This is a genomic window from Pseudarthrobacter sp. TE3704, assembly GCF_056279405.1.
In genome coordinates, this window is the sequence record NZ_JBWCCJ010000001.1 from 226,372 (window position 1) to 238,717 (window position 12,346).

Sequence of the window (12,346 nt, forward strand, 5' to 3'; positions counted from 1 at the left end):
GAAACGGAAATAAATAAATGAGCGACGAAACACCCGAGACTCCGGCATCAGACGCCGGGACTCCGGACACCGTTCTTGAAGGCGACGTGCTGATTGACCGTGTGGAGCAGGTGGACCTGCAGACGGAAATGCAGCGGTCCTACCTGGACTACGCCATGGCCGTCATCGTGGGCCGTGCCCTCCCCGACGTCCGCGACGGCCTCAAGCCCGTCCACCGGCGCGTTCTCTACGCAATGTTCGACGGCGGCTACCGCCCCGACCGTTCCTTCAACAAGTGCGCCCGCGTGGTGGGCGAAGTCATGGGCCAGTACCACCCCCACGGCGACACTGCGATCTACGATGCCCTGGTCCGCCTGATCCAGGACTGGACCATGCGCTACCCGCTGGCACTCGGCCAGGGAAACTTCGGTTCCCCCGGCAACGACGGCGCTGCCGCGCCGCGTTACACCGAAACCAAGATGGCGCCGCTGGCCATGGAGATGGTCCGGGACATCGACGAGGAAACCGTCGACTTCCAGGACAACTACGACGGCAAGAACCAGGAACCCACCATCCTTCCGGCCCGGTTCCCCAACCTGCTGGTCAACGGGTCCTCCGGCATCGCCGTCGGCATGGCCACCAACATCCCGCCCCACAACCTCCGCGAAGTGGCAGACGGGGTTCAGTGGTACCTGGCCAACCCCGGCGCCAGCCGCGAGGAACTGCTCGAAGAACTCCTGCTGCGGGTCAAGGGCCCCGACTTCCCCACCGGCGCCACCATCCTGGGCCACAAGGGCATCGAGGACGCCTACCGTACCGGCCGAGGTTCCGTCACCATGCGTGCGGTGGTCAACGTTGAGGAACTGCAGGGCCGCACCTGCCTGGTGGTTACCGAGCTTCCGTACCAGGCCAATCCGGACAACCTGGCCATCAAGATCGCCGAACTGGTCAAGGACGGCAAGATCCAGGGCATCGCCGACCTTCGCGATGAAACGTCGGGCCGCACCGGCCAGCGGCTGGTCATCGTCCTCAAGCGCGACGCCGTGCCCAAGGTTGTCCTGAACAACCTCTACAAGCACACCGAACTGCAGAGCAACTTCTCCGCCAACATGCTGGCCATTGTTGACGGAGTGCCCCGCACCCTGAGCCTGGATGCCTTCATCCGCCACTGGGTGACGCACCAGATGGACGTCATTGCCCGGCGCACCCGCTACCGCCTGCGCAAGGCGGAAGAAGAAGCGCATATCCTTCGGGCGCTGCTCAAGGCCCTGGACATGCTGGACGAGGTCATCGCCCTCATCCGCGCGTCGAACACCACCGAAGCAGCACGCGACGGACTCATGGAGCTCCTGGACATCGACGAACTGCAGGCCCGGGCCATCCTGGACATGCAGCTGCGCCGCCTCGCCGCCCTGGAACGCCAGAAGATCCAGGACCGGCACGCCGAACTCGAGGAACTGATCGCCGAGTACAACGCGATCCTGGGCTCGGAGCAGCGGCAGCGTGAGATCATCAGCACCGAACTCGGCGAGATCGTGGACAAGCACGGCGATGACCGGCGCACCAGGATCCTCATGGGCTACGACGGCGACATGTCCATGGAAGACCTCATCCCCGAAGAGGAGATGGTGGTCACCATCACCCGCGGCGGCTACGTCAAGCGCACGCGGAGCGACAACTACCGCTCACAGCAGCGCGGCGGCAAGGGCATCAAGGGTGCCCAGCTCCGCGGGGACGATGTGGTGGAACACTTCTTCGTCACCACCACCCACCACTGGCTCCTGTTCTTCACCAACCTTGGCCGCGTGTACCGCGCCAAGGCCTATGAGCTGATGGAAGCCGGCCGGGACGCCAAGGGCCAGCATGTGGCCAACCTGATGGCGTTCCAGCCCGACGAACACATTGCCCAGGTCCTGGATTTGAAGGACTACCAGCAGGCACCGTACCTGGTCCTCGCCACCAAGCGCGGCCTGGTCAAGAAGACGCGCCTGGAGGATTACGACACCAACCGTTCCGCCGGCGTGATCGCCATCAACCTCCGCGACGGCGACGAACTGGTCTCGGCGCAGCTGGTGTCCGAAACAGACGATCTGCTGCTGGTGTCCCGCAAGGGCCAGTCCATCCGTTTCACTGCCACCGAGGACGCGCTCCGGCCCATGGGCCGGGCCACGTCCGGCGTCACCGGCATGAAATTCCGCGAAGACGACGAGCTGCTCGCCGCCAATGTGGTCACGGACGGTTCCTACGTGTTCATCGTGACCGAGGGCGGCTACGCCAAGCGCACGGCAGTGGAGGAATACCGGCTCCAGGGCCGCGGCGGCCTGGGCATCAAGGTGGCCAAGCTTGCCGAGGAACGCGGCGACCTGGTGGGGGCGCTCATCGTCCAGGAGGAAGATGAAGTGCTGGTGGTCATGGAAGGCGGCAAGGTGGTGCGGTCCTCAGTGGCCGGCGTGCCCGCCAAGGGCCGCGACACCATGGGCGTCATCTTTGCCAAGCCGGACAAGAACGACCGAATCATCGAAGTGGCACGGAACAGCGAACGGGGTCTTGAGGGCGAGGAATCGCTGGAGGATGACGTAACGTTGGCTGAAGATGGCGGGACCCCCGGGGAATCCGCCGCGCCAGCAATGGCAGAAGAATCACCGGCCGTTGAGTCAGAGGACGCCTCGGGCGACGCTGAGCCGAACGAAGACAACACGGAGGTAACGAGTGAGTAATTCCGACTCATTTCCCAAGCCGAACAGCACTGTTCCCGACGGAAACCGACCCTCGGCGGCGCCCCGCGTGAACGCCCCCGTTCGTCCGCAGCAGCGGCCGCCAGCGCCCGCCGGTGCTCCGGGCCAGCGTCCGGCCGTCCCCGGCCAGCGTCCCGTCCAGGGCCCGCAGGGCCAGCCCGGACAGCGGCCGGCGCAGGGGCCCCGTCCCGCCGCTGCGGCTCCCGGGCAGGGAACGCCGGGCCTGGTCAAGCCGGCGCCAAAGGCAAAAGTCCGCCGTGCCAAGCTGTTGGTCAGCAGGGTGGACCCCTGGTCCGTCCTGAAAATGGCGTTCCTGCTGTCCGTGGCTTTGGGAATCGTCACAGTGGTGGCTGCCATCGTCCTGTGGACCGTCCTTGACCTCACCGGCATCTTCGACCAGGTGGACAGCCTGCTCGGCACGCTGGCCGGCTCCGAGGGCGGCGGCTTCGAACTTAAGAAGGTCGCATCCCTTGGTCAGGTGGCTTCATTCGCCACCATCATCGCCGTGGTGAACGTGGTCCTCCTGACGGCGCTGTCCATGCTGTCGGCCGTGCTGTACAACATCTCCGCCACCCTTGTAGGCGGCATCGGCGTTACCCTCACCGACGATTAGGACCCCGTTTCCGCCGGCTTCCGGCCGGCGGAAAGGCCCGATTTGAGATCGGGCCGGGATGTGCTGTAAAGTCATGTCTCGGCCCGATGAGGCATCGGGGCGTATAGCTCAGGCGGTTAGAGCGCTTCGCTGATAACGAAGAGGTCCCAGGTTCAAGTCCTGGTACGCCCACGGAACCTGTGCAGGTTCAAGTGGAGGTTTGGTTCGGGGTAACCCGCAGCCGGGCCGGAACGGGGAGCATGTGAAGAAGTTGCTGGTACTTGCAGCTGCAATCGCAGGCGTCCTTGTCTACCGAAAAGCACAGGAATCCGAAGCCCGGAAAGATGTCTGGAGCAAGTCAACCGATACGGTGGACTAGCCTGGACGCCCGGTCCGGGAGCTGGTCAAAGGCTCCCCGGTTCTAGGGTATGATTGACGGGTTGCTTCTTATGGGGGCATGGCGCAATTGGTAGCGCACCTGCTTTGCAAGCAGGGGGTTCGGGGTTCGAGTCCCCGTGCCTCCACCATAGGAAAGTCCCGGTCAGCGGAAACGCTGGCCGGGACTTTTGTTTTGCCCGGCAGGTACCGACATTAGGGTTGGACAGTGAACCTCTTACTCGCGGCCCTGGGTGTCCTGGGTGTTGCCTCTTCCGGCCCGCTGATTGCGGCCACCCTGGGTGCCACCAGCGTCAGTGCCCTGGCCATCGCCTTCTGGCGGAATGCCATCGGAGCGGCCGTCATGGCTACCCCCACCCTTGTCCGTGAGCCTGGCCAGTTCGGCAGGGTCACCCGCCGAGAGTTCCGCTGGTCGCTGCTGGCCGCCGTCGCACTTGCCCTCCACTTCGCCTGCTTCATCACCTCGCTGCAACTGACGTCTGTTGCCGCGGCCACCGCGCTGGTCTGCCTGCAGTCAGCCTGGATTGCCGTCTTCCAGCTGTTCCGCGGCATCCGCCACCGCTGGCAGGTATTGGCGGGGCTCAGCATCGCCTTCGCGGGCGTCGTGGCCATCACGGGGTTCGACATGGGCTCGTCCCCGGACGCCCTGCTGGGTGATCTCCTGGCCGTGGCCGGCGGAGCGCTTGCCGGCCTGTACACCCTGGCAGGAGGCAAGGCGCGGCAAAGCATGACCACGGGAACGTACACGACGCTTTGCTACGGGATGTGCGCCGCCTTGGTGGCACTGATGGCAGTACTGGCAGGCCAGCCGCTGGCGGGCTTCGAGGCGGCAGGCTGGCTGGGAATCCTTGCCATCACCGTGTGCGCGCAACTGGTGGGCCACACTGCTTTCAACCACCTGCTGGCCACCATGAGCCCGCTCCTGGTCTCGATGATCATCCTCCTAGAGATTCCGGGCGCCGCCCTGCTCGCGGCCGTGTTCCTCGGGGAGACGCTTCCCGCCGGCACCTATGCGGGGCTCGGCCTCATCCTGGCGGGACTCGCCGTCGTCGTCCTCGGACAGAAGCCCGGGAGGGCAGGCCGGCGGGACAGCGCACCCGGGGACGAACCGCCGTCGGACCGTCCCTTGGCGGAGCTGGGCACCGACTAGCTAGGACCGACCAGCAGCCCGCGGAAGGACCAGGTTCGGCCTTGGCAGAGGGGCGGCTACTGGCCGCCGCGGCGGACCGGCTGTGCTGTGTTGACGGTGTGGATGGCCCGCAGGATCTTGGCCGGGAAATACACCGAGAAGAAGACCACCATGGGAGCCTTCAGCGCCATCTTCTTGACGTTGTGCGCCTTGTAGGTGCGGTCGAACCGCGTCACGTAGTAGCGGTAGTCCCGGGGTGAGTCCTCCAGCCGCCGAGCGGACATCCCGGAGACCATCTGCGGGCAGTACTGGATCTTGAGTTCGTGGTCGGCCAGGTGCAGGGACAAATCTATGTCCTCGTGCATCTCGTCCCGCTCATCGCGGCAGGTTTCAGCCCGGATGGTTGCCCAGGCGGAGGCGCGCAAGGCCATGTTCGACCCGAACAGGAAGTGGTACTGGTGCTTGGCCAGCTTCAGCATCAGCTGGCGCATCTTGTCATCGGCCTTGAGCCCGAAGCGGCGCATCGGCATGTCGTAGTAGACCACCGGGCCGGTGGCTGCCTGGACCGAGGAATCGAGGAACGCCCGCTGCACCTGCTCCACCCAGTCGGGCTCCAGCACCGAATCAGCATCGATGCGGCCCAGGACGTCACCCGTTGCGTTATCCAGGCCGAAGTTGCGGGTGGGAATCAGTCCCTGTTCCCGGTCCTGGCTCAGCAGGATAAGGGGGCTTTCCGGATACTCGAGCTGCATTTGCCGCACGATCTCAGCTGTGCGGTCTTTGGAAAGGTTGTCCACCACGATGATTTCGTGGGCAGGGACGGACTGATAGATGGCAGCTATAAGGCACTGCCGGATGACGCTCTCCTCGTTGTACGCCGGGATAACGATGGACACACGGGGCAGCTCGGCTGCGTCGTTCAAGGCATCCCCAAGGGATTGATCGGCTGACATCACCTCAAATCTAGCACCGCGCGGCAGTCCTGCCTGGAAGGGGAAGCAGGACATCGGATGAAGAGCAGGAGTCCCGGAGACGCCAGAAGGGGCCCCGTGCAACGGGACCCCTTCCGGTGAATGCGTTGACTAGGCCTGGGTGCTGCCCTTGTCTGCGTTGCTCCTGGTGGCCGTCTTGGCGTCGGCGGCAACCGTGGCAGTGCTGTCGGAAACGTCCTCAGCCACGTGCTTGGCCTTGTCGGCAGCGTCCTCGGCCTTTTCCTTGGCGGCGTCGGCAGCCCCGGAGGTCTTGTCCGCACCGGCGGCTGCGAAGGACGCGGTGGCGTCCGCCGCCTTGTCCGACGCGTCCAGGGTGGTTTCCTTGACGTCATTGACAGTGGTGGCAGGGACCGGAGCCGGAGTGGACGTGACCGGCGACGGGGTCTTCCAGGGGTCCTCGACCGGCTTGGAGGCCTTCCAGGCCGCAACTCCAGCAGCGACCGCCGCGGCGATGACGCCAAAGACCAGCCAGCCGCGCTGCTTCTTGGGCGGCTCCGGCTGTGCCAGCTGGATGCCGACGCTACGTCCGGCTCCGGTGGCGGCCGCCTTCAGCTGGCTGCCCGTGGCCTGGGCCTGCTCCTGGATGATGTGGACAATCCCCACGTCACCAAGCTTCTGCGCGACGGCGTCAACGCGGGCGGGGGTGTTCTCCAGGGTGCGGTGTACGGCCTCGGAAGCGTGGCCGATCTGGTCCGACAGCCGGGGCAGGTACTCCACGACGACGCGGTCGCGGGCGTTCAGGACCACCGGGGTGGCCTTGTCCAGCGCTTCATGCAGACGCGGGGAGGCGCCTTCCACGGCGTCATTGATCCTGGGGGCGAGCTGCGCCAGGCCGTCCTGGATCCGGGGAGTCACGGTGGCCACGCCGTCCGCCAGGTTGTGTGCCGCCGACTTCAGGCCCTCCTGGATCTTGGGAGATGCGGTGTCCAGGCTGTGCTGGAGGCGAGGAACAGCCCAGTCTACAGCTGCTTCCACTCGGGGGCCCGCCCAATCCTTGGCATTCTCCACTGCGCCGATGACTGACAGCTCAAGGTCACGGGCAATACGATCCGATTTCTTCACAACTACCTCCCGATTAATGTGACGGTTTGTGGTTAGCCTACGTGGCTTGGTCATCACCGGCTATTCACACGGCGGATTTTGGGCAGATTTCACCCAGCGCGGAACTGTTGCCGAGGCCGCACCGGCCCTTGGACGGCGTGGAAGAATGGGCCCTATGACTGCCATCGCAACTGCAAAAGCAACCATCCACACGAGCCTCGGCGACATCAGGGTTAACCTCTTCGGGAACCACGCGCCCAAGACCGTCAAGAACTTCATCGGCCTCGCCACCGGCGAGCAGGCGTGGACCCACCCCGAAACCGGCGAGGACAAGACCGGCACCCCGCTGTACAACGGAACCATCTTCCACCGCATCATCAAGGACTTCATGATCCAGGCCGGCGATCCGCTGGGCCGCGGAACGGGTGGCCCTGGTTACCGGTTCGACGACGAGATCCACCCTGAGCTCAGCTTCAACCAGCCGTACAAGCTGGCCATGGCCAACGCCGGCATCCAGATGGGCAAGGGCACCAACGGCTCGCAGTTCTTCATCACCACCATCCCCACCGACTGGCTCCAGGGCAAGCACAGCATCTTCGGCGAGGTGGCGGACGACGAATCCAAGAAGGTTGTTGACGCAATCGAGGGTGTCCGCACCGGCATGGGCGACCGCCCGGTGGAGGACGTCACCATTAACAGCATCGACATCGAACAGCTGTAATACCGCACCATGAGTTACGGAATTCCGTCGGCTGAGCCGTCCGCCCAGGTCCCGGTGTGCCCCCGGCACCCGGACCGGCCATCGTATGTGCGCTGCCAGCGGTGCGGGCGCCCCGCGTGCCCCGACTGCCAGCGGGCGGCCGCCGTCGGATTCCAATGCGTTGACTGCGTCAACGAAACAAGGCGTACGACGCCGGAGGTACGGACCGTCTACGGCGGCGCCGTGGCCACCGGCAAACCTATGGTGACGTTTGGGATCATCGCCGTCTGCGCGGTGCTTTATGTCCTGCAGTGGCTGATCCCCAACGACGCTGTCTACCAGAGCCTGGGCTTTGCGAATATCTATGCCGAGCCGCGTTACGGGCAGTTTGAGCCATGGCGGATGCTCACGGCCGCATTCCTGCACTCCCAGGGGTTCATCCTCCACATCGCGCTCAACATGTATATGCTCTGGGCGTTTGGCCAGGCCCTTGAACCGCTGCTGGGGCGGGCCCGGTTCCTGGCGCTCTACCTGATTTCCGCGATCGGCGGCTCTGTGGGCTATCTCCTGCTCACTCCCCTGTATCAGCCGGGCCTGCCGCTGTATGGAGTGGTGGGTGCTTCCGGCGCCATTTTCGGGCTCTTCGGCGCCCTGCTGCTGGTCCAGCGGCACCGCGGGGGTGACACCCGCCAGCTGTGGGTGCTGATCGCGATTAACGGCGTCATCGGCTTCCTGATCCCCCAAATCGCCTGGCAGGCGCATCTGGGAGGCCTCATTACGGGCGGGCTCTGTGCGGCAGTGCTTGCCTACACACCCCGCGGACGCCGCCAGGGGCTTATCCAGGCCGCAGGCCTGGTGGCGGTACTGGTCCTGCTCGCAGTGGCGGTATGGGCCCGCGTCTCCATGTAATACCCGCGAACCCCCACATGGACAGTTTCCATCACAAAACCCCGGCGCTCACGGCGCCGGGTTTTTTTGTTTTCCACAGCCGTTATCCACAGTGTTGGTAACTTACACGCCTGTGATTCATAAGAACCAGCAACTTTCGCGCCGCGTTGCCGGGTTTTTCCCCGATTGGAGCCTGTCTTTCTCCACATCTGTGGATAACTCTTGGGGATAGGCATGTGCGTAAGTGGACAAAATGCCCCTGCTGCGCCGAACTGTGGAAAAGTCGCGCTCAGCGGTGGCTTTTCCGTGCCCGCCGTGCCGCGACAGGGTGTGAATCAACAGCCTTATACACACTGTTAATAAGTTCCGCCGGTGTCATTCCGTATTGAGAATCCCGGCGGATGGCAACGTGCAGGCCTCGGACGCCGAATTTTCCCCCAGCTGTTTCCACAGTTGTGGATAACTTGTGGGTATCGGGATGTTGGTAAGTGGATAAGCTTCTGATGCTCTTATCCTGCCGCCGGCTTCCAGGAGGAAACCTTGACCGCCACCACCAAGCACATCTTCCTCGACAAGCAGCATCCTGCCCTCTGGCGGGCCATTAACGGGCTGGCACTCAAAATCAAGGAAGCCGCCCAGGACGCCGGCATCGACGCGAAAACCCTGGAACTCCTCAACGTGCGGATTTCCCAGATCAACGGCTGCGCCTACTGCCTGGACCTCCACGTGAGGGACGCGCTCAAGGCGGGTGAAACTTCGCAGCGGCTGGCCGTGCTTCCCGCGTGGCGGGACACAGCGCTGTTCACGGAGAAGGAACGCGCCGCACTGGCGCTGGTCGAAAGCATCACCGAGCTCCCCTCGGACCGGCTGCGTGAGCAGGAGGAGGGTTTTGCCCGTGACTACCTGACCGAAGAGGAATTCTCGGTAGTGAGCTGGGCGGCTGCCAGCATGAACGCCTTCAACCGCATCTCCATCACCAGCCACCATCCTGTGCGCCGGGAGCGTTAACCGTGGAGCGGCTCTTCGGTGCCGCGATTGTTTATCCACAGGTATTCCACACTGTTAATAACTGCATTTCGGGGGTGTGATTCGGAAGTTGGCCCCAGTTCTGGCGCTCGGTCCGGGCTGCGCATGGTTATCCGCAGGTTTTCAACAGTGTGGATAACTTTCCCAACAGCTGGGGAGAACCCCGCTACCTGGTAGACGCGGTCCAAACCCCTGACGAACCCCTCCGGTGGCTGTCCACCAGATGTGTGTCCACCATCCCGATGGCTTCCATCAAGGCGAACATCGTGGTTGGCCCAACGAAGGAGAAGCCCTTTTTGCGGAGGGCTTTGGAGAGAGCTACGGACTCCTCGGACTGGGTGGGGATATCGGTGTGTACCAGCGGCTGTGGAGTCTCTGCAGGCTGGAATTTCCAGACGAAGTCCACCAGGCCGCCCTCTTGCCGCAGGGCGAGAGTGGCCCGGGCGTTCCTGATGGCGGCCAGGATCTTCAGTCTGTTCCGCACGATGCCGGAGTCCTGCAGGAGGCGTTCCACGTCAGCGTCGGTAAACAACGCCACGGCATCGGGATTAAAGTCCGCGAAGGCGGCACGGAACGCCGGACGCTTGCGCAGGATGGTGGCCCAGGAAAGCCCCGACTGGAAGCCTTCCAGGCAAATACGTTCGTACAGGCCACGTTCGTCCGTGACCGGAAGGCCCCATTCATGGTCGTAGTAGTCCCGCATCAGCGGATCCACTGATGCCCAGGCCGGCCGGGCCAGGCCGTCGTCGCCCACCACCACGCCTGACGTGTCAGCTGCCATACGTATCTCCCGGCGGAATGGGCCCGTGGGTGGTGTGGAAAAGTCTAGGAGCGCCAGCGTGTGGTCATCAGGAAGCCCACGATGGCGATGCCGAAGCCGGCCACGATGTTCCATGATTCCCACGCCTGGACGGGAAAACGTCCCTCGCTGATGTAGAACGTGATGATCCAGAACAGGCCAATAATCATCAGGCCAAACATCACGGGCTTGAACCACACCGGATTTGGTTTGTATGCCTGGGGGGAAGCCTTCTCGGCTGTGCTGGCAGTCTTCTTGCGCGGCTTTGACTCGGGCACTGGCTCTCCTTGGCGGGCTGAGGCAAGCTCGGCGTCCCGGGCTTGATATCCTGCAAGAAGGAAATTGCCAGCGGTCTGCGCGATCTTGGTCAAATCTGGATTCTTACTAGCAGCCAATTCTAGCCGGAGTTCACGGGCCGCCGGTGCCCACCGGAACCGCCCCGAGGAGAACGCGTGGTATTGCAGGAGAAGGTGAGGCCGGCCGCTGCGCCGGCTGCCGGCGGCGGAATTCTGCGCGGAACCATCCAGGTGCTCGGTGAGCTGCTGATTACCGCCGGCATCATCCTCCTGCTGTTCGTCGCCTGGCAGCTGTGGTGGACCAACGTGGAATCCGGCGCCAAACAGAGTGAAGTCATCAAGGAATTCGCCCAGGACTTCGGCGGCGCAGCCTCCGAAACCCCTGATGCTGCCGCTCCGCCCGCCGTCGAGGATTTCGGGTCGCCCGTAGTGGCGGCCGCCCCCGGCCACGCCGGGACAATCGGCATCATGTACATCCCCCGGTTCGGCGCCAACTACACCCGGCCCATCGTGCAGGGAACCACCGGTGACGTCCTTGACACCCTGGGCCTGGGCCACTACGCCAACACCGCGATGCCGGGCGCCGTGGGCAACTTCGCGGTCGCAGGGCACCGCCAGACGCACGGCGCCGTGCTGGACAATATCCACACCCTGGTCCCCGGCGACAAGATCTACGTCCAGACCAAGGACGGCTACTACGTCTACGTGTTCCGCAACAACCAGATCGTGATGCCCTCCCGCACCGACGTCCTGGAACCGGTGCCGACCCTTCCGGGCGTCACCCCCACCGAAAGCTTCCTGACCATGACCAGCTGCAACCCGCGCTTCGGTGCGGAAGAACGCATCATTGCCTACGCCCTGCTGGACAGCTGGCGCCCCGCATCGGCCGGGCCGCCGGCGGAAATCGCAGCCCAGGTGGCCGCAGCGATCGGAAAGGGCTGAGCATGTACGGCTGGATCTTCCGCCATCTTCCCGGGCCGCTGTGGCTCAGGATCGTCACCTCACTGGTACTCATCGCCGTCGCACTGGTATTGATGGTGCAGTTCCTTTTTCCGTGGATGTCCGAGTACACCCAGTTCACTGACTCAACGATTGGTGCAGCAAGCCAGCCATGACCACAACCAAGATCCTCGTGGTGGATAACTACGACAGCTTCGTCTACACCCTGGTGGGCTACCTCCAGGAACTCGGCGCCGAGACCACCGTGGTCCGCAACGACGACGTCACCCTGGCCGAGGCCATCGAGCTGGCCAGCACCCGCGACGGCGTCCTGATCTCACCCGGCCCTGGCAACCCGGCCGAGGCCGGCGTCTGCATTGAGCTGATTAAATGGTGCGGCGAAAACAGCGTCCCGATGTTCGGCGTATGCCTGGGGCACCAGGCGCTGGCGGAGGCATTCGGCGGCAAGGTGACACACGCGCCCGAGCTCATGCACGGAAAGACGTCACTCGTTGAACACATCGGCACCAGCGTTTTCGCCGGGCTCCCCTCCCCCGTCACGGCCACGCGCTACCACTCGCTTGCCGCTGTCCGGGAGTCCATTCCCGATGTCCTTGAGGTCACCGCTGAAACCGCCTCCGGCGTCATCATGGGCCTCCAGCACCGCACCGCACCCCTTTGCGGGGTGCAGTTCCACCCGGAGTCGGTCCTGACCGAGGGCGGCTACCAGATGCTGGGCAACTGGCTGGAGTCGCTGGGCATGGCCGGCGCGGCCGCGCGGGCAGCCAAACTGAGCCCGCTCATCCAGCACTGACCTGACAGCACCAACCTGAC

The 12,346-nt window shown here is 64.2% G+C and carries 14 protein-coding genes and 2 tRNA genes; 12 read left to right on the forward strand and 4 right to left on the reverse strand.

Annotated elements, in window-relative coordinates; genetic code table 11:
- Positions 1-17 precede the first annotated feature (17 nt).
- The 6 genes from gyrA to ACZ9BC_RS01090 all read left to right on the forward strand — a co-directional run bounded on the left by gyrA (position 18) and on the right by ACZ9BC_RS01090 (position 4,852).
- Complete coding sequence (gyrA, locus tag ACZ9BC_RS01065) at positions 18-2,696, forward strand: DNA gyrase subunit A (protein WP_476244349.1); 2,679 nt, start codon at positions 18-20, stop codon at positions 2,694-2,696.
- Positions 2,689-3,327 carry a DUF3566 domain-containing protein gene (locus ACZ9BC_RS01070; protein WP_476244350.1) on the forward strand — a complete coding sequence of 213 codons (639 nt, stop codon included), beginning with the start codon at positions 2,689-2,691 and terminating at the stop codon, positions 3,325-3,327. Before gyrA ends, ACZ9BC_RS01070 begins: the two co-directional genes overlap by 8 nt.
- A 97-nt stretch (positions 3,328-3,424) precedes the next feature.
- A tRNA-Ile gene (locus ACZ9BC_RS01075) sits at positions 3,425-3,498 on the forward strand.
- Between the two features lie 70 nt (positions 3,499-3,568).
- On the forward strand, positions 3,569-3,685 hold the full coding sequence (locus ACZ9BC_RS01080; RefSeq protein WP_217700331.1) for a DLW-39 family protein: 117 nt from the start codon (positions 3,569-3,571) through the stop codon (positions 3,683-3,685).
- 72 nt (positions 3,686-3,757) lie between these two features.
- Positions 3,758-3,833: transfer RNA gene (locus ACZ9BC_RS01085), tRNA-Ala, on the forward strand.
- Positions 3,834-3,910: 77 nt separating this feature from the next.
- A complete protein-coding gene (locus tag ACZ9BC_RS01090; protein ID WP_476244351.1) occupies positions 3,911-4,852 on the forward strand; it encodes a DMT family transporter in 942 nt (313 codons plus the stop codon).
- A 56-nt stretch (positions 4,853-4,908) separates the two neighbouring features.
- Here the strand turns inward: ACZ9BC_RS01090 and ACZ9BC_RS01095 are convergent, their stop codons facing one another.
- Together ACZ9BC_RS01095 and ACZ9BC_RS01100 are read right to left on the reverse strand one after the other, a co-directional pair.
- A complete protein-coding gene (locus ACZ9BC_RS01095; RefSeq protein WP_476244352.1) occupies positions 4,909-5,784 on the reverse strand; it encodes a glycosyltransferase family 2 protein in 876 nt (291 codons plus the stop codon).
- Between the two features lie 129 nt (positions 5,785-5,913).
- Positions 5,914-6,885: a hypothetical protein gene (locus ACZ9BC_RS01100; protein ID WP_476244353.1), complete on the reverse strand. Its 972-nt coding sequence runs from the start codon at positions 6,883-6,885 to the stop codon at positions 5,914-5,916.
- 154 nt (positions 6,886-7,039) lie between these two features.
- Between ACZ9BC_RS01100 and ACZ9BC_RS01105 the strand changes: the two genes are divergently transcribed.
- The 3 genes from ACZ9BC_RS01105 to ACZ9BC_RS01115 all read left to right on the forward strand — a co-directional run bounded on the left by ACZ9BC_RS01105 (position 7,040) and on the right by ACZ9BC_RS01115 (position 9,460).
- Positions 7,040-7,585: a peptidylprolyl isomerase gene (locus tag ACZ9BC_RS01105; protein WP_079597953.1), complete on the forward strand. Its 546-nt coding sequence runs from the start codon at positions 7,040-7,042 to the stop codon at positions 7,583-7,585.
- Between the two features lie 9 nt (positions 7,586-7,594).
- Positions 7,595-8,473 carry a rhomboid family intramembrane serine protease gene (locus ACZ9BC_RS01110; RefSeq protein WP_476244354.1) on the forward strand — a complete coding sequence of 293 codons (879 nt, stop codon included), beginning with the start codon at positions 7,595-7,597 and terminating at the stop codon, positions 8,471-8,473.
- A gap of 519 nt (positions 8,474-8,992) precedes the next feature.
- Positions 8,993-9,460 (forward strand): carboxymuconolactone decarboxylase family protein, encoded by a 468-nt coding sequence (locus ACZ9BC_RS01115; RefSeq protein ID WP_476244355.1) that lies wholly within the window; start codon positions 8,993-8,995, stop codon positions 9,458-9,460.
- 184 nt (positions 9,461-9,644) lie between these two features.
- Here ACZ9BC_RS01115 and ACZ9BC_RS01120 read toward each other — a convergent pair whose 3' ends face one another.
- Positions 9,645-10,259 (reverse strand): DNA-3-methyladenine glycosylase I, encoded by a 615-nt coding sequence (locus ACZ9BC_RS01120; protein WP_476244356.1) that lies wholly within the window; start codon positions 10,257-10,259, stop codon positions 9,645-9,647.
- A 44-nt stretch (positions 10,260-10,303) separates the two neighbouring features.
- Entirely contained in the window at positions 10,304-10,555 is a 252-nt protein-coding gene (locus ACZ9BC_RS01125; RefSeq protein WP_079597957.1) for a cell division protein CrgA, read from the reverse strand.
- Positions 10,556-10,729: 174 nt separating this feature from the next.
- On the opposite strand from ACZ9BC_RS01125, the gene ACZ9BC_RS01130 reads away from it, so the two are divergent.
- Genes ACZ9BC_RS01130 through ACZ9BC_RS01140 form a run of 3 tightly spaced genes read left to right on the forward strand, consistent with a single transcriptional unit; the run spans position 10,730 to position 12,326 of the window.
- Positions 10,730-11,515, forward strand: coding sequence for a class E sortase (locus ACZ9BC_RS01130; RefSeq protein ID WP_476244357.1), 786 nt, complete (start codon positions 10,730-10,732; stop codon positions 11,513-11,515).
- 2 nt (positions 11,516-11,517) lie between these two features.
- Complete coding sequence (locus tag ACZ9BC_RS01135; protein ID WP_165976935.1) at positions 11,518-11,688, forward strand: hypothetical protein; 171 nt, start codon at positions 11,518-11,520, stop codon at positions 11,686-11,688.
- Positions 11,685-12,326, forward strand: a complete 642-nt coding sequence (locus tag ACZ9BC_RS01140) for an aminodeoxychorismate/anthranilate synthase component II (RefSeq protein ID WP_079597959.1) — start codon at positions 11,685-11,687, stop codon at positions 12,324-12,326. Before ACZ9BC_RS01135 ends, ACZ9BC_RS01140 begins: the two co-directional genes overlap by 4 nt.
- The last annotated feature ends 20 nt before the right edge of the window (positions 12,327-12,346 follow it).

Bases quoted from the DNA above. Each gene is read 5' to 3' on its own strand.
- gyrA (WP_476244349.1), top strand. From the start codon at position 18: ATGAGCGACGAAACACCCGAGACTCCGGCATCAGACGCCGGGACTCCG.
- ACZ9BC_RS01095 (WP_476244352.1), bottom strand. From the start codon at position 5,784: ATGTCAGCCGATCAATCCCTTGGGGATGCCTTGAACGACGCAGCCGAG.
- ACZ9BC_RS01105 (WP_079597953.1), top strand. From the start codon at position 7,040: ATGACTGCCATCGCAACTGCAAAAGCAACCATCCACACGAGCCTCGGC.
- ACZ9BC_RS01110 (WP_476244354.1), top strand. From the start codon at position 7,595: ATGAGTTACGGAATTCCGTCGGCTGAGCCGTCCGCCCAGGTCCCGGTG.
- ACZ9BC_RS01120 (WP_476244356.1), bottom strand. From the start codon at position 10,259: ATGGCAGCTGACACGTCAGGCGTGGTGGTGGGCGACGACGGCCTGGCC.
- ACZ9BC_RS01135 (WP_165976935.1), top strand. From the start codon at position 11,518: ATGTACGGCTGGATCTTCCGCCATCTTCCCGGGCCGCTGTGGCTCAGG.
- ACZ9BC_RS01140 (WP_079597959.1), top strand. From the start codon at position 11,685: ATGACCACAACCAAGATCCTCGTGGTGGATAACTACGACAGCTTCGTC.